The sequence below is a fragment of the Metabacillus sp. Hm71 genome (assembly GCF_051842955.2).
In the GTDB taxonomy this organism is placed as follows: domain Bacteria; phylum Bacillota; class Bacilli; order Bacillales; family Bacillaceae; genus Metabacillus.
In genome coordinates this window covers 3,937,874-3,960,166 of sequence record NZ_CM200278.1, presented here as the reverse complement: position 1 = coordinate 3,960,166, position 22,293 = coordinate 3,937,874, and the positions used below count along the sequence as shown (strand labels likewise).

The following is a 22,293-nucleotide window of genomic DNA, read 5'->3' as shown; positions in this document are numbered from 1 at the left end:
TGTTTATAAAATGAAAGGATTTTTTAAAATGATATATGAAATTTTAAGTATTTTCCTTTTTTTTATTATTTTTATTGTTATTATGATCGATTTAAATCCACAAATTAAAAACTGGATTTTTAGAATTCACATTGGAAGGTATGAAGATAAAAATATATGGAATAATGCAATTACAAAAAAAGGTACTGATTGGCTATTACATACACCCAAAATAAAGGTTACTGATAACACAAGATTAGTAGTGATTGATATGTTAAAAGGTAATTATTCCAATAATACAATTCAACATTGGCAGGAAGCATCACTGCTCCTTGGTTTATCTGAGTATTTGAAAGAAAATACCGATAAAGAAATAGAAAATGCAATATTAAATTATTTAAATAAAAAATTTCATAAGAACGGAAAGTGGAGGGTTATCCCGAAATATATAGATGGTGCTATACTTGCTTACGCGATTATGAAATTAGACTTTATTAATAATGACGAGTACAAAGCAGCATTCGATGAAATATGGAATTTAATAAGTGACCATATTGGTGAAGATGGTACCGTTGAGTATCGAAAATTTATGAAAAGTTACCGATATGTTGATACAATAGGGTTCATTTGTCCTTTCTTAGTTAGTTATGGATTAAAATATAAAAAAGAAGAATGTATTCAATTAGCAATTAAACAAATAAGAGAATTTGAAACGTATGGAATGTTAAATAAGTATTTTATTCCTTGTCATGTTTATAAAATTGAAAATAAAATTCCACTTGGTTTATTTGGGTGGGGTAGAGGCCTTGGATGGTATGCTATAGGTCTTATAGATTCATGGAATCAATTAACGGAAGATTGCGAATATAAAAAAGAGCTGGAGAAAAGTGTTAAGAGGTTTGCTAGCGCTGCAATGAACTTTCAACAAGAGAATGGTAGTTGGAATTGGAGTGTTACTCGGAATGAAAGTAGATCAGATTCTTCAACAACAGCCACATTAGGATGGTTTATGTTAAATGCAGCAAAAATTCAAGATATTTCAGAATCTTGTTTGTCTAGTTCTAAATCTGCTATAAATTACCTAATGATGGTAACGAGAAGAAATGGAGCTGTTGATTTCTCTCAAGGAGATACAAAGGATATAGGTGTATATTCTACATTGTTCGATATTTTGCCTTTTACTCAAGGATTTTCTATTAGATGTATAAATTATTATTTAAGCAATTTTAAGCTTTCCAGTATTACTAAATATGAATTTGATGAAGATAAAGAAATATTTAAGAAATAAGTATAAGAAATTACCTGATATGAAAAGGAGTATAAAATGAAAATCACAGTGTTTACTCCAACCTATAATCGAGGATATACCATTGAAAAATTATATAGATCCTTACAGCAGCAGACTTTTACAGATTTTGAATGGTTAGTCATTGATGATGGATCTACAGATACAACGGAAGAATTGTTTGAAAAATGGTTTGAAGAGAAAAATTTATTTGTAATTAGATATTACAAGGTTGAAAACGGTGGTAAACATCGAGCCATAAACAAAGCAACTGATTTAGCTAAAGGTGAATTATTTTTTATTGTAGATTCTGATGATTATCTAGTTAATGATGCCTTACAGTCCATAATAACCTGGGAGCAAACCTTGGAAAATAACGAATCTTTCTGTGGTATTTCAGGAAATAGGGGGAAAAATAGTTCAGATTATATAGGAACCACTTTTGATGGAGATTACGTCGATGCTACTTCACTTGAACGAACCAAATTTAACATTACAGGTGATAAAGCAGAAGTCTTTTATACGAATATCCTAAAAAAATATAAATTTGATGAGATAGCGGGAGAAAAATTTATTACAGAAGCAACAGTATGGGATAGAATGGCTTATGATGGCTACAAAATCAGATGGTTTAATAAAACAATTTATATATGCGATTACTTAGAAGATGGGTTAACAAAAAATATGAGAGAAGTATTTTCTAAAAATCCTAAAGGAACAGCTGTTTATATTAAACAACAAATTAAGTACTATAAATGTAATTTAAAAGCTAGGTTTTCCTATTATCACTTATACTATGAATTTGTAAAGGGAAAATTAGGTTTAAATCAAGTGGCAAAAAATTTAGAGATTAATACATTAACACTTTTAACAGCTATATCTTTAGTTAAGTCTAAAAATCTTTTGTTGAAAAAAACTAATTTATAAAAAGCTCATAATCATAAATATGGTTATGGGTTTTTTGTATTGTATATGGAGAAAACGATGAGAGTTAAAAATTCTTTAATAAATGTTGGTGCTGGTTTAGCGAACCAAATGATAATTACCATATTAAGCTTTGTGTCAAGAACTGTATTTATTAATACATTAGGTATAGAATATCTAGGTGTCAATGGGTTATTTACCAATATATTGGCTATGCTTACAATTGCTGAAGCAGGATTAGGTACAAGTATTATATATAGTTTATATAAACCAGTGGCCGAAAAGGATTACCATAAAATCAGTGTATTAATGAAGTTTTACAGAAACACATATATGGTTATTGCATTAATTATTTTAGTCCTGGGACTTTCATTTATGCCATTCCTTGACTTCTTTATTAGAGATACAAATGTTGAAGACCTCCATTTAATTTATCTTATATTTTTGTTAAACACAGTAGCACCCTATTTATATGTGCATAAAAACTCATTTTTAAATATTTGTCAAAAAGGATATATAGTAACGGGTATTTACTCGGTTTCATCAATATTATCAGTTTTAATTAAAATAGGAGTTCTTCATTATACAAAAGATTATATTCTGTATTTAATTATTGATAGTGCTATTACCATTACTAACTCGATCATTTTGGCCATTATTGTTAATAAAATGTACCCATATTTAAAGAAAAAAGTGAAAGGCAAATTAGACAATGAAACAAGAAAAGGCATCACTAAAAATGTTAGAGCTATTGTTATTCAAAATATTGGGAATTACTTTATATTTGGAACAGATAATATTATCATTTCTTCATTTGTAAGTGTAGCGGCGGTCGGTCTTTATTCAAATTATAATATGTTAATTGAAATTTGTAGAACTTTTATCAATCAGATATTTAATAATATTTATCATAGTGTAGGAAATTTAGTAGCTAAAGAGTCTGCCGAAAAAGTATACAGTGTATATAAAACATATAGACTTGTGAATTTCTGGTTGTATTCATTTTTCACCATTTTCTTAACGATTATGTTAGAAGATTTTATTACTCTGTGGATTGGTTCCGAATTTCTCCTTGAGGAAGGCTTGCTATTAGTATTAATGATAATTTTTTATGAGAGAGGTATGAGGAATTCTATTTCTACAGTAAAAACTACTTCAGGTATTTTCCATGAAGATCGATTTGCACCTCTTTGTCAGGCAGCCATTAATTTAATTGTTTCAATTCTTTTAGTACAGGTAATGGGAATTACAGGTGTATTTATAGGTACTCTGGTAAGTTCGCTAGCTATTCCGTTTTGGACCACTCCTTATTTAGTATATAAAAAAGTTTTTTATCAACCTGTGAGTCAATATTTTCTAAAGTATACTTTTTTTACTACTATAGGGATTGGAACTTATATTTTAACTTATTTAGTTTGCAGTTTTATACAACCTGGAGATCTTTTTAGTCTAATAATAAGAGCTTTTGTTTGTTTAATAGTACCAAATTTTGTTTATATATGTATTTTTTATAAATTAGAAGAATTTAATTACTTGTTTAGTATTGTTAAGACAATTATGGATACATTCTACAGTAGTATAAAATTAAAGAAAAAAATTAGAAATGCCAGTTAATTAAGATGATAAAAACATAAACATTATTATAAATTATTGCCGTAATGCGGTCCTGAAAGTTTATAATTAGTAGGAAAGTTTTTGTTACCATATTAATTTCAAGATCGACAAGAACTTATTAAGTACTTCTTGTATAAAGTTACCTTAGTATTAGGAGGAAAATGAGGAAAGATGTGATGATATGAAAAAGAAAATTGCTTTTTATATCGAGTCAATGGTGGTTGGAGGAGCGGAGAAGGTATTAATAGACCTTGTAAATAACTTAAATCCTGATAAATATGAAGTTACAGTAATTACACTGTTTAAAAAAAGTGTATATTCTAATTATTATTTTCAATTTGAAGAGGAATTTAAATGTCATGTACAATATAAGTACTTAATTGATAATACCAATATGTTAGTATATCGACTTTTTAATTATTTATATGCACATATTCCAAAGAGTAAAATGTACCGTTATTTAATAAAAGATGAATACGATATAGAAATAGCCTTTTATGAAGGTTGGCCGACGGAATTTGTAAGCTTCTCACCCCAAAGTAGTTATAAAATAGCATGGTTACATACAAATCAGCAGCGGTTATACGAGAATTTAACTACAAACCAAATTGAAGAAAAGAAAAGAATTTATAAATCCTTTAATCAGATAGTCGGGGTTTCAAAGGCAGTATGCCAATCGTTTAATGTTATTTTTCCCAAAATTGAACCACATTGCGTATATAATCCGATTCAAAATGAATTGATTTATAATAAGGCCCAAAAAGAAGAAATTAAGCGGCAAAATGTAATTCAATTTGTAACAGTGGGACGCTTAATAGCTGTAAAGGGATACGAAAGATTGATTTCTGCTTTAGCAAAATGTAAAAGGGAGGGCTATTCGTTTAGTTTATGGATGATTGGAGATGGTGAAAACCGAGATCATCTAAAAGTATTGGTAGAAAGATATCATATGGAACAAGAAATTCAATTTTTAGGACAAAAAGCTAATCCATATCCGTATGTTAAAGCTGCTGATTATATGATTTGTTCTTCTTATGAGGAAGGTTTAAGCACAGTTGTAATTGAGGCAATAATACTGGGTAAACCTGTAATTACTACAGATTGTTCGGGCATGCAAGAAATATTTGGAACACTTGAATGTGGATTCATATGTGAAAATAGTGAAGATGGCTTGCGACAAGCTATAAAAAAAGTATTGGAAAAACCTCATGATTTGGAGTATTACCATAAACAGGCACAGCAACGTAAAGAATTCTTTTCTTTAATAAATAGAATGGCAGATGTAGAGACGTTATTAGACGGACCAACATTTAAACCTCGTTTTAATTAAAGTTACACTTAGTTAGACATAATTAATAAAGGTGGAGTAGTATGCAATAATACAGTTAGAAGTACTTAAGTGTTTTTGTTGATCTCTTAAATCTAGAATTTGTCGGTGATAGCACTGATACAAAAAAGATTTATTATTAATTTAATGATTCCATGACATAATAATTATATGAAGGAGACCTTGTAGTATCAATAGCAAGTGTCATAGTAATTATTGAAGGCCTTATTATTTTGCCTAAAACCTCTTATGGTTAAAACATGCATTATAGAGTTAATTAATAAAAACATAATAATAATATAATATAAAGGAGAGAAATCAAATTCCTCCTTTATATTCAACTAAAGGTTAAAGTAAAACAAATAAAATATTTTTTCTAAAAGCCATTTATGCACATATATGTGATAGTGGAACAAAAATTGTTATTAAACAACATTATTAAAAATTTCATGGACTTTATAGGAAGCCCCGGAATGATGAATACCTGTAGAGTAAGTCGCATTATTAGTGAAGATATTTCTAGCCAAAACAGAATCACCTTGCGTTTTAAAGTCATTTGTCAAGGAACCTTTTCCATTAAATACATTATTGAATATTCTGAAGTTCTGCGTTCTGCTCCATACCGTCATTGTCGATTGATTAAAAGTATTATTGAAAGCAGCTAAACTGCTGCCAGCGCTAAAAAGAACACCTATTCTTGAGTTAAAGGTATTTGTTTTTAAGACATCCCCAACCATATGCTCCCATCCATCTTCCCAGTCAATATCACAACCAGGCATTCTACCGCCATTATTAGAAAACGTATTCCCTTCTATAATCCAATTTTGCCCACCGCACATAGCAAGACCTGTACTAAAGTTGTCTTTAAACGTACAGTTTTTGATGTAACAGTTTCTTGGCATGCCAATTGTTCTCAGAAAAGCGACAGCACCATTAAAGTCACTGTCCCCTGATGAAGGAGGAGCTTCTTGGTAAATGACAATTTTAGCGTATTTAGCATTGGGAGGTTTTGGGTAATTATAGTATTGCAAATTGTACATTTGTGATTCTATATGAGTAAAGTTTTCGTTATAAAAATGAATAGAATATAATCTTGATCTTAAATGAGGATAACCATGGTATCCCTGAGTATATCCTAGCAAATAGTATTCGCCTAAACCAGATACATCCATGTACTGATTGTATCTATAATAATTTGTTGTCTTACTATTATCGATATTTCCGTTTTCATCTAGATTTCCTGCTTCAAAATTAAATCTGCTGACAGAAATACTTTGAGTGATTTTTCCCATATTTCTATTTGGGAGGGTTCCGGTAATTACATTAAATCCAGGTGACTTACTAAAAGTGCAGGATTCTAAGCCTGTGTTCATACAATCATCAATTAGAACACTTAAACAACCTTCCACGGAATTCTGAATCGTTGTAGAATCCCGTTCTCCATATACATTTGCTCTTATTAATTTAGTGTTTTTAACATTAGTAAAATAAAACATTTTGTAACCTGTAGCAGTTAATACACTAGGTTCAATATTAAGGATGGAATCACTAAAATCAATAATCATATCTGATGGTGGATAAATGGTCCTTACTGCGGGACTAATTAAATATGTTCCTTTTGGAAAAACAATTTTCTTATATCCATTAGCAGCGGCGTGATCTAAAGCATTTTGAATACCATTAGTTGTATTAGTAGAATCTGTGTTATCTAATTTTATCGAAAAATTATTAACATCAACATAATAGATTTCTGACTCCGTCAAAGGAGCTTCAATCTTATTAACAACGGTAATATCGAAGCTCTCAGAATAAGTTTTTGTTGCATCATAAGCAGTAAGTGTCGCAGTTCCTGGGGAAACACCTTCTACTACTCCATATTGGACTTTAGCTACACTTGGATCAGAGCTTTCCCAAATGACAATATTATCATGAAAAATATCATATAGAAGCCCACTGGACAAAGCAGTAGCCATGACAACGAAATTTTCTCCTACCTGAAGAGTATGAGTTTTTCGATTAATAGACATCCCAACTATGGTTCTATTAGATGAAGGAGGAGAGACAATCTGTCCACCTACCTTTACTTGTACAAATTCTGTAAAGGTTTGGTCTTTATAAGTAGCAGTAACTGATACATTTGTTTCCCCATCAGAAACCCCAGTTAGTAATCCATTTTGATCGACAATTACATATCCTTCATTGCCACTTTGAAATGTGATGCTTAATAGTTCTGTATACCGATTAGGTAACCCTTGTACGACAAGCCGTTGACTTTCCCCGGGGTTTAATTGCACATTAGCAGGATTCACTGATATACCTTCTAGCGGCTCCTCATTTCGAAAAAAAAGATAATTGTTTCTTACCTCATTATCTGTAAGCTCTCGATTATAAATGACAAAAGCAACCAATGTTTCAGGAGCTGTGTTATGTCCTACATAATTTCGTCTTAATTGAAGTGGTGATAAAGCCATAGAATTAATATAGGATACAAAGTCTTGTGGAACAGGTCTTCGTCCATTTGCATTAATAGCATCATTAATAAAAATGCTTGCTGTGTTATCTTCATTTATTCTTAATGTGAATACATTTACAGCATTGGACCCGATTGGATTTACCCACTCTTGGTAACTTTGCCTGTAGCCAGTGCTGTCATCAAACCAAAAGGAATCTATACTTCTAGATCCTTCACTACCATCTGTTTTTTTGTATTTTGTAAACGAACCAGACTTAGCGGAGTTAAACTTTAAATCCTCTGTTCTCCAGTGTGAACCATTCGTATCATAACTAATCATTTGTATTGTTAAACCGTCATTTAAATCGATTAATTGATTTAATGGACTTGTATTCGTAGGAATCTGTACATAATCCTGAACTTGCAATAATAATCCTTTATTATCTACGTATCCATCAGTTACACCATCGTGCGTAACCCCAACCAAAGTAGCCTGAACATTATTTACATTATCGGTAATCGTATTCGAGGTCGTTCCAGCTTTATTGGTAAAGTCATAGTGTAAGATAAGCCCTTCAGTAATGAGCCCGATTTTCGTATAGGTTACTGTTTGAATAGTACTTTCATTGCCTGCTGTATCTTTTGCGAAAGCCTTTATAGTGGATGTTTCTGATAAGGTTAATGGGGCCGAATAGACAAGACTTGAAGAAGTGGGTTCAGTTCCATCAGTTGTATAATAGATCGTTGCCGTTTCATCTGTTGTCATGGTGACGGTTTGGGTATCAGTAAAAGTTCCTCCGGACGTGATTGTAAGTACAGGAGGGGTAGTATCTTCAGCTGCTGTAGTAACAATAACTTCGGTCCCGCTTGACTCATTCCCAGAACTGTCTCTAGATACAACTCGAAATGTATACTGTGTTAATGGACTTAAGCCTGTCACTTCAATATTTGTATTTGTTACTGATGCTAGAAACGCTCCATCTTGATAAATATGATACTCTGTAACGTCACTTGATTTCGAGGGCGTCCAAGATAAAGTTAAGGAGGTAGCTGTTGCATTGGTTGCGGATAAATTTGTAACGTCTTCTGGAGGAGTGTTGTCGGGTTCTGTCCCATTGAGGGATGTTAATACGGTGGCACGATAAGGGACAGTTGTGTTAATAGCCACGCTTCTAAATGGAGCGAATTTCCCCTTGAACGTTTCTTTTGGTTTAACTGAAATGGTAATGCCATGGATTGTAAAAGTAAGGTCGGTAGAATTATGATCATTTGTAATTCTAAAACCCATCATATCCTCTTGATACGACTTTTTAATAGTAGAGTTACCTTCAAAATAATCCTTTATTACTAAAAACATTTTTCATCATCCTCGTTGAATCACATTTTAAGACTATCTTTGGAACCACCGTGTATAACACTTTCTTACTTAAGTTTTAAATCATTAATGTATATACTTGTCCGTTAGTGAAAAATGAATAATTCTCTATTACTAATACATCATATGTTTGAAACAGGAAGAACGGTTGGACACTTTTAATATATGAAAAAAATGCCCTGCATAATGATAGAGGTTAGTTTCCAATTAATAAAATCAATTAGATACATAGGTAGGCTACATTTATAAACTAGATTTTTTTAACAAGAGTGTTTCTCTTAATATGAATGTTTTAAGTAGCTTAGTGAAAGGTGAAAAATAAGGAGTGAGTTCTTTCCGAAGTAAAATGGAATTGGAGTTGTTTAGAAATTTCTTAAGCAATTATAGAGTGATTTATAGATTCAGGAGTAATGGTTATTGGAAAAGGAAATCTGTTTAATAGATTCAACATTTTTTATGAGGTGTCTAATTGACACCTCATAATATGGTTCTATATTTCTCTTTTAATTCTGAAATAATATTTAATAAAACTATCCCATTCACTCCAACAACTTCTTCAACAACTGCGTCCGATTACTAGCATTAAGCTTATCAAACATAGATTTAATATGTTTCTTCACCGTCACTTCACTCAAGAATAGTGTAGACGCAATTTCCGCATTCGTATATCCCTGCTCAATTAGCTTTGCCACTTCCTTTTCCCGAGGCGTAATGTCATTCCTGGCTAGGATCCGATCAGATGGAACCTGTTGTACTTGTGATGGTGATGCTTCTTGTAATTGTACAATGTATTCCTGACCTGTCATTTTGAGCATTCGATTGATATAGGTCACAACGTTTTCGCTCTGAAGATCAATCACAAAAGTCGGAGTTTTCGTTTTACCGTCATAATTGTAGTGCCAACCGTTAGGAACGATTTCATACCCCAAACTTAAATGTGATTCGATAAAATATGGAATCGGAGCAGGAGACTCAACAATTAATTCACCTGTAATAATCAAGGAGTAAAGTAAATGACCAATTGCTGCCTGTTGAGAAGAGTCTCCATAATCGAGCGTATCAACGGTTTCGATGAACCAGCCTGCACGGGTATTTGCCGGAACGGATAAACGTTTTTCCATGTTTGGTGATAAATGATTAAAATAAGTTGATGAACGAGGGGCCTTTTTTAGATAAGGTAAAGTTCTGCTATTGATTGGAATGATCACAGCAAACCCAATAATCTCACCAGCATTGTCCCTCATAATACGTACGACATCATATCCCAAAGAAAAAAGTGTATGGAAGTCAACTTGCTTTACTGTAAAACATGTTTCTTCAGCGGAAAGGAAAAAATCAAACCGCTTGTTCGAATAGGGATCGAACAGTTCAATTCTTGTGTCCTTGGCATGATTCAATCGCTTTTGGACATAGGCCTCTAATTCAGGTGAAGATTTGCTATCTACTGCTTCAAAATTCTTAGGGGCCAGGTCAATCCAGTTCATTAATGCCCGAATCAATGAATCACCAGTGTAATACATCACTTCAACAGCGTCACGTGTATTCGGTAATTGTTTGTTGTTTTTTGTAAGTAATTTGTAATAATACTGCAAGGCTCGATTTCTGATTTTTTCATACAGCTGGGGAGTTCTCGCCAATAGCTCCCGATTGACAGCATCCCTCATCAAATTATGTACGGTCCATCCACGATCCACTTTTCTTATAAACGAAAAGCGTATCAACTGATAAAACTCCGAGGCTGATATGTCTTGATCCATGACAAATGACAACATTTCCTGATTAAAGTGCCGAAGAATGCAAGAGGCCTCAATAAATGGACGCATATGTTCATCAGGAACTTCACGAATCCATTCATTCACCAAGAAAGGAAGGGATAGGTCATCTTCAATGGAGGAAGCCAATTCTTGAAAACCATCTTGCCCGTGGAGGAAAACGGTTAAAGATAGTGTTAAAGGATGACCATTTGAATAACGCCACAGTCTCTGAATGGTTTCTTCATCCATTACATCATTGTTTTTCGCATATTGAGCCACGGATTGATAATCCAGCTCAGATAATGGCATGCGAACAATGGATGATCTCCAGCTGGGCGAAACAAACCAAGCTTGTGATAAAGGATAACGGCCAGCGATGACTATGAGAACATTTTTGCTAAGATGCTTTAAAAAATAGTCTCGAAGCCATTGATCCAAACTTTCCATATACTCGTATGCATCAATAATTAATACGACTCGTTGAAGTGCAGCAACTTTGTTTAGTATGTGAACACATGTAAGAGGCATCTGTGATGGCTCTAACGAAGACTCTTCATTCTGAAGTTTGTCGAGAATATGTTCACAGAAAGCATGAGGCGTCTTCACAAAACCTTCGCTATCTATTGTAATGGTTACTGCGGAATATTCGCGTGACAGTCTTTCAAATTTGTCTAAAAGGAAGCTTTTACCGATTCCTGCAGTGCCATAGACACTAATGATGTTTTTGGATAGGATCGTCTCCTCCAATAGTTGAATGAACGTTTGAATCTCTTGTTTACGTCCAACTAATAAATTGTGATGGACTTCATCCAATTTTTCTTCTTTTAGCATTTTATCACCCGCTTGTTCCAATTTAGGGGAATTAAACCTTTATTTTCTATTTTACATATTTTCTGAAAATTGACTATATTTGTTTGTCGACAAGGTATCCTTTTGGATACCTATTTTATATCCGAAAGGATCATTATGTAAAAAATGCGATCGTGCTATTCTTAAAACAGAAAGCAGGAGGGCTGGTAATAAAGAACATCTGCTTTGAGTGTCTAAGCAATTTATCAAAATTTTCTTTTTCGCTTATTTAGAATGAAGACAATAAATGGGGGTACTAATGATGAACGGTAATGGGGAGCCAATAACAATAGATCCTGAATGGGAAGAGCTGATTTTATCTGCATTAAATGAAGGGATTAGTCTTGAAGAAATTCGAAGGTTTTTAGGAAACTATCACAATGTTGGTCTAAAAATAAAAAGTTGATTGTTCCAACTAAATGTTAGAAATGGTTGAAGCCTTTGAAAGGAGGTGAACAATAATGAAAATTAAAGCGAAAAAAGTAGAGAAAATTAAGCCGACGGCCGCTGCGGGGTGCTGCTGCTGCTGTGGTTGCTGCTAATTAGGCTAAAGCCAATATTCCTTTCGGTCAGAATGGAATATTGGCTTTAAAAATGAAAAATGAAGAGGAGGAACAGAGTTGCCACAAAAACCAATGATGAAACCCATTCATCTTTATTATAAGAAAAAGGAAGCTACGGTTAGGCTAGGAATGATGGAGGATGCGATCGATCTTGAGGATCCTAATGGAGCCATCTATCGATTAATGACCTTAATGGATGGTTCACGGACCTTCAATCAACTTTATCAAGAGTTAATTGTTGATTATCCTGAAATTCATTTTTTTGAAATGGTTGAAGCCATTGAAGAATTAAACAGCATGGGCTACCTTATCGATGCATCATATAAGGATAAAACATCGCTTACAGCGGTAGAACAAGAGCGATTCAAAGGAAATCTCAATTACTATTCCTACTATGCAAATCTTTCAAAAAGCCCATATGACATTCAGGAACAAGTAAAAAATGCAAAGGTGACGATTATTGGCATGGGCGCTTTTGGATGCAGTCTTTTGTTCAATTTAGCGGGACTTGGTGTCAAAAAGGTTAAGCTCATTGATTATGACACAGTGGAATTAAGTAATTTAAACCGTCAAATGCTGTTTAACGAGAAAAGTATCGGTCAGTCTAAAATTGAGGAAGCAAAGAACTTTATGTCTTCATTTTATTCTGCAATGGAAATTGAAACAGTTTCTACGATGATTAGTCATTCCAAAATGGTTGAAGATCTTATCCAAGGAAGTGATTTGGTTTTGCTTGCTGCCGACCAGCCGCCTTTTTTATTGCCGCACTGGGTAAATAAAGCCTGTGTGAAGTTAAACATTCCATTTATTGCAGGAAGGCTGAACATTTCTTCAGCAGATATTTATACAATTCTTCCTGGTAAAACAGGGTGTGTTGACTGTAATTTTATTCATCTCCATCGAGAAGACAATGAAGAAGATCATGAAGAATTCAAGATTATCGCTAATTTTGTACCGCCAAACTGGGCCACTGCACCAAATTTAATGATGATAACCGGCATGATTAGTCATGAAGCAAAAGTTTTGCTTGCTGGGTTAGGAGAACCGAGTTCTTCAGGGAAAATCCTCCATCTTGATTTCCGGACCTTTAAAAGTGAAGTTCGCTTTGAATGGCAACGTTTATCCGATGAGTGTCCTACTTGTGGCCATGGCCATTCTGACATGTTTAAGATTTTGGAAGATGTTAAGTTTCAAAACTGGTCTATGGTTAAAAGATAGGAGAGTGTTTTTGTGAAATTAACCAAAGACAGTGTTGTTCAGATGCATCATTTACAACAAAGACCTGAAAATGAAGAAGAAGTATTAATTGGAAGGCCAGATATTGGTCAATACATTATCCTGCCTTTGATTGCAATCGACATTATTGCGCTTCTAAATGAAGGAAGAACCATTGGTGAAGTGGAAAAAATTGCTTCCGACCGGATGGGTGAATTTGTTGATGTGTTGGATTTTACAAAAGACTTAGTTTCTGAATATCAATTAGTACACCAGATAGACGGGAAGGTAGTAAACGAAAAGTTGGAATTAAAGGGCCATTTTTCTTGGATTAGTCAAAGGACCAGCCAATTCTTTTTAAACCCATTAACCTTTGCTTTCTTGACCGCAGCTTTTGTTTTCGGACTCCTCGTTTGTATATGGAATTCCAAGTATATACCTGTTTACTCTGATTTTTTCCTCTCATCATCTTTAGTTTCATCGTTAGCTGCAGGAATGATTCTAAGCTGGGTCCTTTTATTCCTTCATGAATTAGCTCACTTGATGGCCAGCCGTTCAGTAGGTGTTCCGAGTCGAATCGGGATTAGCCACAGGCTCGTGTTTCTTGTGGCAGAAACAGATATGTCAAATATTATTCTTTTACCAGCCAAAAAGAGATATAAGCCGATTTTTGCAGGAATGGCAGTAGATGGCGGAATGTTTGGGATTGGGGTTTTGCTTTTATTGCTGCATGATGTTGGTTTTCTTGCATTACCATCTGCAGTGATTATGCTTATTAAATTTTGTAACTTAAACGCATTATTTTCACTGGCTTTCCAGCTAATGTTTTTTATGGAAACAGATGTTTATTACGCATTTACTACAAAGTTTAAGTGTAAGAATTTACTCCATAACAGCCGTTTATATATAAGAAAATGCCTTAATTTAATGAAGGAACATCAGCTGGAAGAATGGGAATATATTGATAAGGATGAAAAGAAAATAGTTAAAGGGTATTCATGGTTTTATCTAATCGGCGTTTGTTGGGCAATTGCTTTTTTTCTTTTTTATGTACTTCCTCTTACATTTACCTTTGTTTCTGATGCGATTGTTCAAACGTTCAATAGTGAAATGATCTCATGGAACTTTTTTGATGGCATCATTATTCTTCTTCTTTCTCTAATCGAATTCGCCTTATTGATCTGGTCCTGGATAAAAAAATATCAAAATAGTCGCTTCGAAAAGGGAAAATATGCGAAAAACACAGAAGTAGATGGATAGTTGAATCGTTTTTTATTTTGAATAGAAGGGTTTGATCGATATAAAACAGGGTTTGAGATTACTCATCATCATGCTTATTGGTTCTTTATTAACAATGTCTGGATTAAAACCTGCCTATGCTGAAAATAGTTCAAATGAAAAAATCTCTCTTACCGATGTGGCGTTTGAAACATGTGAGGAATCGGTCGCTTTTGAGGGAAATGTTCATTATATTCAAAATGTAACGGTTGACCAAGAAGGCGGTCACCATATCAAAATTCAATGGAACTATGCAAATGCCAAAGGAATTGGAATGGAGAGCGGTGTGAGGTATGTACTTACAGCAATGGATAACCTTGTCCTTAATGTGAAAACTGGTCAAACCCAGTCAGGGGTATTTCATTCGCATGTCATAGCACTTGGACAAATGGGCTCTGATTTTATGATACATGGCACGTTCCATGTTACGGTTGATGCTGATGGAAATGTGATTTCAGAAGTTACCAATCTTAATGCTAGTTGTTATGAGAATTGACTTCTTAAATAAAGTATTTCTGCACATATTATGCATTTTACCATTTAGATCATTTATGAAACGTTCCCACGAACAATGGCCATACTCCAAAAGGACATATCCACGTATAGATATGTCCTTTCCTCGTTCCATTAAAAAAGTTAAGCTTCTAAAACCTTTGTCATTTCACCTTTAAAATTTGAAAGAAATGTTTGATTAAAACAATGGAAGAGTGTAAAATGTAATTGTATTCTTTATAAAGAACATGATGGGCGTTTTTTATCACGGAAGCTCTAAGTTTAATGTTTTTTTGTATGTGAAATAGGAATTATATACTATTCATAGGCTAGTTCTATGAGTGTTTGTTCTTTATTGAGAAAATATTGATGATCATAATATTTTTTGGGGAGGTAATAGTCTATGGCAATCCTCATCACAGGCGGAGCGGGATACATCGGATCCCACACATGCGTAGAACTATTAAATGCAGGTTATGAAATTATTGTTCTCGATAATTTAGTAAACAGTAAGATACATACCCTTGATCGTATAAAAGAAATTACTGGAAGGAATTTTAGATTCTATAAAACTGACTTGTTGAATAAAGCTGAAATACAATCCATTTTCTTAGAAAATGATATTGAAGCAGTCATCCATTTCGCTGGGCTAAAGGCGGTTGGAGAATCAGTTGAGATACCGTTACGCTATTATCATAACAATATCACGGGTACATTAAACTTATGTGAAGTAATGAATGAATTCGATGTACATAACATGGTATTTAGTTCATCAGCAACTGTATATGGTTTGCAAGAGCAGGTTCCGCTTTTTGAAGAGCTGCCGCTTCAAGCGACTAATCCTTATGGAAGAACAAAACTAATGATAGAAGAAATATTAAGAGATGTATATGTATCAAATAAAAATTGGAGCATCGCGTTGTTACGCTATTTTAACCCGGTTGGCGCTCATCCAAGCGGACGTATCGGTGAAGATCCTAATGGGATACCGAACAATCTTGTACCATATATTACTCAAGTTGCTGTAGGGAAATTACCTGAACTTAAGGTGTTTGGTAATGATTATAATACACATGATGGAACGGGAATTCGTGATTATATTCATGTTGTAGATCTTGCAGCTGGTCATGTCAAGGCCCTTGAAAAAGTCATGTCATCTTCAGGAGTAATTGCTTATAATCTTGGAACAGGTACAGGATATAGTGTTTTGGAAATGATTGAGGCATTTAAAGAGGTGACAGGCCAGGCGATCCCTTATCAAATTATTGAACGAAGACCGGGAGATATCGGTATTAGCTATGCAGATCCTTCAAAGGCAAAAAAAGAATTAAACTGGGAAGCTCAAAAGGGGCTATATGAAATGTGCTCAGATTCATGGCGCTGGCAAATGAACAATCCAAGTGGATATGATGTAGAAGTAAAAGAGCAGGAAAATCTAAGTGTCACACCATTATAGTAATCGTTTATATATCGTATTTGTAGAAAAATTTTTATCGAGAACGTTAAAAAACAGTTGTGTTCGTTAAAAATATATAGTATCGTTCTTTATATAGAATGATTTTGGTTGAAATATATAAGATATCAATGAACCATTATTAAAAATGGAATTAGAAACGTGGTAATCTACATATATATTCTTTATTAAGAACATTAAGGTTAAACAATTATGGATGGATAATAAAGTACGAAGCTTTGTGCTGCCAGCAAAGGAGGGGAATCATTGTTTACCAAGCAATGTTCACGGTGCAAAAGTTCCTCATTCAGTAGTCATAACACATTTCAGTGGATATGCCCCTACTGTAAAAATGACCTTACAGAAACAAAGGCAAGGAGAGTAAATCATTCATTAAATGTAAAACGAATACAGCAAATCATAAATCATCAAAAAGGATTATCAACATATAGCCATATGCAGCGTTCTCTAAAGCATAATCTGTTAGAAAAATAAGGGACTTCATAACAATTTAAAATAATAGCTTTAGATTATCATTTAGTTCTTTAAAAAGAACAAAAAGATTTTTGTCAGCAGATTTCGGTTTTGAAATAGGAGTGGGAAAATGAGTGCAATCGCTGGAATTTATCATTTTAATAACGAACCAATAAATATCGAACAAGGCGAAGAGATCATGAAAGCTTTGCAAAAATTTCCCGCTGACGATGTTCAAATATGGCATAATGAGCGTATTTTCTTTGGCTGTCATTCTCAATGGATTACCCCTGAATCAGTTGGCGAGCAATTGCCTTATTACGATTATGAAAAACAATTGCTAATCACGGCAGACGCGATCATTGATAACCGGGATGAGCTTTTTGAGAGGTTACAAGTTACTCATTATAAAAGAAAAACCATTTCTGATAGTGAATTGATTTTACTTTCATATGAAAAATGGGGAGAAGATGCTCCAAAATTTTTAATCGGAGATTTCGCATTTATGATTTGGGACGAGAGAAAACAGAAGCTATTTGGAGCAAGAGATTTTTCAGGTAGCCGTACTCTTTATTATTACCTGGATCGACAGCGCTTAGCCTTTTGTACAATTATAGAGCCGTTGTTTACATTGCCCTATGTACTAAAGGAACTAAATGAACAATGGCTTGCTGAGTTTTTGGCTATTTCCAGTGTGATTGATACTGTAGATACCTCAATAACTGTTTATAAATCTATTGAACAATTGCCTCCTTCCCATAGTATTTCAGTGTCGGACGGTAAAGTAAAACTTTCGCGATACTGTGATTTATCTGCAGGAAAGCAATTAAAACTAACATCAAATGAAGAATATGTAGAGGCATTTTGTGATGTGTTTCAAACCGCAGTTACATCACGTTTGCGTACTCACCTTAATGTAGGATCTCATTTGAGCGGTGGCTTAGATTCAGGTACAGTCGTTAGCTTCGCTGCGAGAGCTTTAAGGTCTGAAAGAAAGAGATTACATACATTCAGCTATGTTCCGCCAAGTGATTTTATTGATTTTACACCTAAATATAGGCTCGCAGATGAGAGGGAGTTTATAGAATCGACAGTAAAGCATGTTGAGGGAATTACTGAACATTATTTAGATTTTTATGGGGAAAATCCACTTAATGAAGTAAATGACTTTCTTAATATTATGGAGATGCCGTATAAATTTTTTGAAAATTCCATTTGGTTAAAGGGAATCTATAAAAAGGCACATGAAGAAGGAATTGGTATCCTTTTAAATGGTGGAAGAGGTAATATGACGATTTCTTGGGGACCAGCATTGGAATATTACGCTATGTTATTAAAAAGGCTAAAGTGGATTCGACTTTCCAGAGAATTAAATCATTATAGTGAAAATATTGGAGTGAAAAAATCTCGTACTCTTACATATGTGGGAAAAATAGCATTTCCGTTAATAAACAGATTATCCCCATCAATCGTGCCTTATCAGTCTCGTGTGTTAATTAACCTAGAATTTGCTAATCAAACTGGAGTTTTCAATAAGCTCAAACATCATGGTATCAAGGAACAAGGACACTCTTTTCCAGATTTATATAAAGAAAAGGATAGACATTTTGAAGAACTATTTCATTGGAATGCAACGAATACTCTCGGAACTAAGTTGTCTTTACGTTATTCGCTGTGGAAACGTGATCCAACTAATGATTTGAGAGTCATCCGGTTTTGTTTGTCAGTTCCTGAAGAACAGTATGTCCAAAATGGATTAGATCGGGCACTAATCAGAAGATCAACTGAAGGCTTTCTCCCTGATAAAGTTCGATTAAACCAGCGATTCAGGGGAGTTCAAGGAGTAGATTGGGTTCATCGTATGTCTCCTTCATGGAATCTGTTTATTGAGGAGCTTGAACATCTCGAATTGGATTCAAGAATTTTTGAATATTTAAATCCAACTGTAGTTAAGTCAGCAATTTCGAAGATTAAGGAAGGACCTCGGCCTGAATTGGCTACTAATGCAGATTATAGAATCGCTATCCGAAGTTTAATTGTTTATCGATTCTTGAAAAACAACCTAAGTTGAAAGGAGGTGATATTATCATGAATCAAGAAAAAAAAGCGTGGAAACAACCATCCTTAGAAGTACTTGATACTAACATGACAATGGCAGCAGGCTATGAAGGTTATCATGACGAGGCTTATAATGGAGAACCTGTATATGGCCCACATCATGAGTCCTAATATATTTTAACTTGAATTATTTATTCTTGCCCTTGTACTAAAAAGGTATGAGGGCTTTCCATTAAGTTCTTTATAATTGTTCTTTTGGAGTGAAAAGGATGTTACATACTTCGAATAAAGTTTTATATAAAGCCTTCGGATTAACGATCATAAGCGAAATTCCTTTACCCGAATTACCTGTATTAAATGAACATGAAGTTACAATCGATCTTTACATTATGATTGGCGGTTTATCTAAAATGTGGAATGAATTAGCAAGTCATCCATACCAAGTGGTAGTTAAAGAAAATCTAGTTTTGTTTCAAATTCCTAATCTTGCTATCTTTTCCATAGAAGATGGAAACAAAATAATAGTTTCTCCCATTAATGGAGCGAATGAAGACCAGATACGTTTATATATTCTTGGTTCATGCATGGGGGCACTATTAATGCAACGAAAAATATTTCCTTTGCATGGCAGTGCAGTAGCAATTGGTGGAAAAGCATATGCTATTATTGGTGATTCAGGTGCTGGAAAATCAACTTTAGCGGCAACATTTTTAAAACACGGTTATAACCTTTTAAGTGATGATGTAATCGCAATCTCTTTAACAAAAGAAAATATTCCATTTGTTACCCCTGCTTATCCCCAGCAGAAGCTGTGGCAGGAGAGTCTAGCAGAGTTTGGGATAGAGTCGAATCTATACCGTTCGATAAAAGGAAGAGAAACGAAATTCTGCGTCCCTGTCCAAACGCAATATTTAACTGAACCGTTGCCTCTTGAAGGGATATTTGAACTGTCAAAATTCAAGTTTGAAAAAGTCGAGATGAATTCTATCCAAGGATTAGAAAGATTAAAGACTATTTTTAATCATACTTATCGAAATACATTTATTTCCGGCCTAGGGATAATGAACTGGCATTTTAGTACTTCAGCGAGTATCGTCAATCAAACGAAGATGTTTCAATTAAAACGACCAGAATCTGGCTTTACGGTTCACGAATTAATGTCTTTAATATTATCTGAAACATAAGGGGGATTAATAAATGATGATTAAACAAAAAGTTTCACTAAACCATATTGTCGTACAAGTAGAAGGAAATATTGTAAGTGACATGGATGGGGAGAAGGTGATGTTGAGTGTACAAAACGGAAAATATTACAATCTTGGTGAAGTTGGTGGCATCATATGGGACCATATGAAAGAACCGATAACTGTTTGTCAGCTTATAGCTATTTTAACCTCTGAATATGTAGTAGATCAATCACAATGTGAGGATCAGGTTTTATCTTTTTTGGATCACTTATTGAAGGAAAAATTAATTAGCGTCAATGAAAAATCTAAATCACTAGTAAAGTAATAATATTTTATTTAAGAGTAGGGAAATGATCATGGATATTTTCAGAAAGCTAAGAACATTATTTTCATTAGATTGGAAAACAATCCTTTTATTTTACGAGGCGATCGTTTTTTTAGGATGGGCTCGTATTCTTAAATTAATGCCATTTCCTAAGGTTGCTCCAAAATTAGGTGTTCATATGGAAGAAACATCCTTAGATGGAACCAAAATCAATAAAATAATAGTTAGAGATATTTCAGAAGCTATTCAAATCATGAGCCGTTATACACTTTGGGAAAGTCAATGTCTTGTTAAAGCGATAGCTGCAATGAAAATGTTAGAAAAACGGCAAATTGAAAGCACTCTTTATTTAGGCACAGCACGTGATCAGAATGGCGAACTTATTGCACATGCCTGGTTGCGCAGTGGTCCTTATTACATAACTGGCTTTGAAGAAATGCACAAGTTTACGGTTGTAGGGAAATTTGCTAAAAAACTTGGAGGAAACAGCGATGATTAAACAATCTGATCTTAATCTAGCAAATGTACCCAAGGAATTAAAGGTTATTCTTGAACTGCTAAAGAATAACAACCGTGAATGTATGACAAAAAATTTTTCAGAGCTATTTGCTGAAGTGAATTGGAATCTGTTTCTAAAGTTGGCACAACATCACCGGTTGTTTCCAGTTCTGTATTCAAAGTTAAAAGGAATAGGGGAAGGCCTTATCCCTCCATTTGTTATGCAAAAACTTGCCAACGATTATAAAAGAAATACAATTACGATGCTGCAATTAAGTGCAGAGATGGAGCAAGTGAGTAAGGTTTTTGCTGAGGATAAAATACGTGTTCTTTTCTTAAAGGGGCCTGTGATCGCTCATGACTTATATGGAGATATTTCTTTACGGACATCTAGTGATTTAGATTTTCTTATTCCAATAAAAGACCTTTCTAAAGCAGAGGAGATTTTGCGAAAACTTGGCTATGAAAAGGACGATTATATTAAATCTGTTTTGAACGACTGGAAATGGAGACATCATCATGTTGCATATTTCCATCCTGAAAAAAGAATAAAGCTTGAAATTCATTGGCGATTAAATCCTGGCCCAAGCTTTGAACCTAGGTTCGAAGCATTGTGGAAACGAAAAAGGAAGAGTCATCTTCTTACACATAGTTCGGTTTATTTGTTAGGAAAAGAAGACTTATTTTTATTCCTCGCTACACATGGTGCAAGGCACGGCTGGTCAAGGCTTCGTTGGTTGTTAGATGTACAAAAGATGATTGAAAAAGACATGGATTGGAAGAAGGCATACAACTTATTAAGAAAATACCATTTCCAACATATTGGGGCACAGGCTTTGCATTTAGCTGCCAAACTTTTAAATTCAAAGATTGCGGAAGAGATGAAGCCTATATTAGATAGTAAACATTCTTTTCAGCTGGCACAAGAAGCCATTTTTTATCTTGAACATATGGTTAATTTGCATACAAAACCTATTCCTGAAGAAGTATTTCAGTATCATATACGTCATTTAGTATCATTAATGTCAGTTAAACAAAAAGTTTTGTTTTATTTAAGTATGCTGCATCCATATTCCGAGGATGCCGAAACTTTGCCATTGCCTAAACAATTGCATTTCTTATATTTCCCTTTACGTCCTTTCTTATGGGTCTGGAGGCGAACGAGGAAGCATGCACTATCGTAAGGGAGGG

General features: G+C 34.0%; 18 protein-coding genes. 16 read left to right on the top strand and 2 right to left on the bottom strand.

What is annotated here, in order from left to right; all coding sequences use genetic code 11:
- The first annotated feature begins 28 nt into the window (after nucleotides 1-28).
- The 4 genes from ACSVDH_RS19575 to ACSVDH_RS19560 all read left to right on the top strand — a co-directional run bounded on the left by ACSVDH_RS19575 (nucleotide 29) and on the right by ACSVDH_RS19560 (nucleotide 5,132).
- Nucleotides 29-1,267, top strand: coding sequence for a glycoside hydrolase family 88 protein (locus tag ACSVDH_RS19575; RefSeq protein WP_439250163.1), 1,239 nt, complete (start codon nucleotides 29-31; stop codon nucleotides 1,265-1,267).
- 36 nt (nucleotides 1,268-1,303) lie between these two features.
- On the top strand, nucleotides 1,304-2,191 hold the full coding sequence (locus ACSVDH_RS19570; protein WP_439250164.1) for a glycosyltransferase family 2 protein: 888 nt from the start codon (nucleotides 1,304-1,306) through the stop codon (nucleotides 2,189-2,191).
- A 57-nt stretch (nucleotides 2,192-2,248) separates the two neighbouring features.
- Nucleotides 2,249-3,802, top strand: coding sequence for a lipopolysaccharide biosynthesis protein (locus tag ACSVDH_RS19565; protein ID WP_439250165.1), 1,554 nt, complete (start codon nucleotides 2,249-2,251; stop codon nucleotides 3,800-3,802).
- 181 nt (nucleotides 3,803-3,983) lie between these two features.
- A complete protein-coding gene (locus tag ACSVDH_RS19560; RefSeq protein WP_439250166.1) occupies nucleotides 3,984-5,132 on the top strand; it encodes a glycosyltransferase in 1,149 nt (382 codons plus the stop codon).
- A 422-nt stretch (nucleotides 5,133-5,554) separates the two neighbouring features.
- Here ACSVDH_RS19560 and ACSVDH_RS19555 read toward each other — a convergent pair whose 3' ends face one another.
- Both ACSVDH_RS19555 and ACSVDH_RS19550 read right to left on the bottom strand, forming a co-directional pair.
- Nucleotides 5,555-8,938, bottom strand: a complete 3,384-nt coding sequence (locus ACSVDH_RS19555; RefSeq protein WP_439250168.1) for a chitobiase/beta-hexosaminidase C-terminal domain-containing protein — start codon at nucleotides 8,936-8,938, stop codon at nucleotides 5,555-5,557.
- Between the two features lie 557 nt (nucleotides 8,939-9,495).
- Entirely contained in the window at nucleotides 9,496-11,541 is a 2,046-nt protein-coding gene (locus ACSVDH_RS19550; protein ID WP_439250169.1) for a response regulator transcription factor, read from the bottom strand.
- A gap of 280 nt (nucleotides 11,542-11,821) precedes the next feature.
- On the opposite strand from ACSVDH_RS19550, the gene ACSVDH_RS19545 reads away from it, so the two are divergent.
- The 12 genes from ACSVDH_RS19545 (at nucleotide 11,822) to ACSVDH_RS19490 (ending at nucleotide 22,286) form a co-directional block, all read left to right on the top strand.
- Nucleotides 11,822-11,965, top strand: a complete 144-nt coding sequence (locus ACSVDH_RS19545; protein WP_439250170.1) for an anti-repressor SinI family protein — start codon at nucleotides 11,822-11,824, stop codon at nucleotides 11,963-11,965.
- Nucleotides 11,966-12,179: 214 nt separating this feature from the next.
- Nucleotides 12,180-13,340: a HesA/MoeB/ThiF family protein gene (locus tag ACSVDH_RS19540; protein WP_439250171.1), complete on the top strand. Its 1,161-nt coding sequence runs from the start codon at nucleotides 12,180-12,182 to the stop codon at nucleotides 13,338-13,340.
- Nucleotides 13,341-13,352: 12 nt separating this feature from the next.
- A complete protein-coding gene (locus ACSVDH_RS19535) occupies nucleotides 13,353-14,597 on the top strand; it encodes a PqqD family protein (protein WP_439250172.1) in 1,245 nt (414 codons plus the stop codon).
- A 31-nt stretch (nucleotides 14,598-14,628) separates the two neighbouring features.
- Nucleotides 14,629-15,111: a hypothetical protein gene (locus ACSVDH_RS19530; protein WP_439250173.1), complete on the top strand. Its 483-nt coding sequence runs from the start codon at nucleotides 14,629-14,631 to the stop codon at nucleotides 15,109-15,111.
- A 399-nt stretch (nucleotides 15,112-15,510) separates the two neighbouring features.
- Nucleotides 15,511-16,563 carry a UDP-glucose 4-epimerase GalE gene (gene galE, locus ACSVDH_RS19525; RefSeq protein ID WP_439250174.1) on the top strand — a complete coding sequence of 351 codons (1,053 nt, stop codon included), beginning with the start codon at nucleotides 15,511-15,513 and terminating at the stop codon, nucleotides 16,561-16,563.
- A gap of 214 nt (nucleotides 16,564-16,777) precedes the next feature.
- Nucleotides 16,778-16,945, top strand: a complete 168-nt coding sequence (locus tag ACSVDH_RS19520) for a hypothetical protein (protein WP_439250175.1) — start codon at nucleotides 16,778-16,780, stop codon at nucleotides 16,943-16,945.
- 219 nt (nucleotides 16,946-17,164) lie between these two features.
- Complete coding sequence (locus ACSVDH_RS19515) at nucleotides 17,165-19,105, top strand: lasso peptide isopeptide bond-forming cyclase (protein WP_439250176.1); 1,941 nt, start codon at nucleotides 17,165-17,167, stop codon at nucleotides 19,103-19,105.
- A 17-nt stretch (nucleotides 19,106-19,122) separates the two neighbouring features.
- On the top strand, nucleotides 19,123-19,263 hold the full coding sequence (locus ACSVDH_RS19510; RefSeq protein WP_439250178.1) for a paeninodin family lasso peptide: 141 nt from the start codon (nucleotides 19,123-19,125) through the stop codon (nucleotides 19,261-19,263).
- Between the two features lie 98 nt (nucleotides 19,264-19,361).
- Complete coding sequence (locus tag ACSVDH_RS19505; protein ID WP_439250179.1) at nucleotides 19,362-20,276, top strand: HPr kinase/phosphorylase; 915 nt, start codon at nucleotides 19,362-19,364, stop codon at nucleotides 20,274-20,276.
- A gap of 13 nt (nucleotides 20,277-20,289) precedes the next feature.
- Nucleotides 20,290-20,604, top strand: coding sequence for a lasso peptide biosynthesis PqqD family chaperone (locus ACSVDH_RS19500; protein ID WP_439250180.1), 315 nt, complete (start codon nucleotides 20,290-20,292; stop codon nucleotides 20,602-20,604).
- Between the two features lie 31 nt (nucleotides 20,605-20,635).
- Entirely contained in the window at nucleotides 20,636-21,103 is a 468-nt protein-coding gene (locus tag ACSVDH_RS19495) for a lasso peptide biosynthesis B2 protein (protein ID WP_439250181.1), read from the top strand.
- Entirely contained in the window at nucleotides 21,096-22,286 is a 1,191-nt protein-coding gene (locus tag ACSVDH_RS19490; RefSeq protein WP_439250183.1) for a nucleotidyltransferase domain-containing protein, read from the top strand. The genes ACSVDH_RS19495 and ACSVDH_RS19490 overlap by 8 nt, the downstream gene beginning before the upstream one ends.
- Nucleotides 22,287-22,293: the final 7 nt, after the last annotated feature.

Bases quoted from the DNA above. Each gene is read 5' to 3' on its own strand.
- galE (WP_439250174.1), top strand. From the start codon at position 15,511: ATGGCAATCCTCATCACAGGCGGAGCGGGATACATCGGATCCCACACA.
- ACSVDH_RS19550 (WP_439250169.1), bottom strand. From the start codon at position 11,541: ATGCTAAAAGAAGAAAAATTGGATGAAGTCCATCACAATTTATTAGTT.
- ACSVDH_RS19505 (WP_439250179.1), top strand. From the start codon at position 19,362: ATGTTACATACTTCGAATAAAGTTTTATATAAAGCCTTCGGATTAACG.
- ACSVDH_RS19510 (WP_439250178.1), top strand. From the start codon at position 19,123: ATGAATCAAGAAAAAAAAGCGTGGAAACAACCATCCTTAGAAGTACTT.
- ACSVDH_RS19570 (WP_439250164.1), top strand. From the start codon at position 1,304: ATGAAAATCACAGTGTTTACTCCAACCTATAATCGAGGATATACCATT.
- ACSVDH_RS19500 (WP_439250180.1), top strand. From the start codon at position 20,290: ATGATGATTAAACAAAAAGTTTCACTAAACCATATTGTCGTACAAGTA.
- ACSVDH_RS19520 (WP_439250175.1), top strand. From the start codon at position 16,778: ATGGATAATAAAGTACGAAGCTTTGTGCTGCCAGCAAAGGAGGGGAAT.
- ACSVDH_RS19565 (WP_439250165.1), top strand. From the start codon at position 2,249: ATGAGAGTTAAAAATTCTTTAATAAATGTTGGTGCTGGTTTAGCGAAC.
- ACSVDH_RS19560 (WP_439250166.1), top strand. From the start codon at position 3,984: ATGAAAAAGAAAATTGCTTTTTATATCGAGTCAATGGTGGTTGGAGGA.
- ACSVDH_RS19515 (WP_439250176.1), top strand. From the start codon at position 17,165: ATGAGTGCAATCGCTGGAATTTATCATTTTAATAACGAACCAATAAAT.
- ACSVDH_RS19555 (WP_439250168.1), bottom strand. From the start codon at position 8,938: ATGTTTTTAGTAATAAAGGATTATTTTGAAGGTAACTCTACTATTAAA.
- ACSVDH_RS19575 (WP_439250163.1), top strand. From the start codon at position 29: ATGATATATGAAATTTTAAGTATTTTCCTTTTTTTTATTATTTTTATT.
- ACSVDH_RS19545 (WP_439250170.1), top strand. From the start codon at position 11,822: ATGAACGGTAATGGGGAGCCAATAACAATAGATCCTGAATGGGAAGAG.
- ACSVDH_RS19490 (WP_439250183.1), top strand. From the start codon at position 21,096: ATGATTAAACAATCTGATCTTAATCTAGCAAATGTACCCAAGGAATTA.
- ACSVDH_RS19495 (WP_439250181.1), top strand. From the start codon at position 20,636: ATGGATATTTTCAGAAAGCTAAGAACATTATTTTCATTAGATTGGAAA.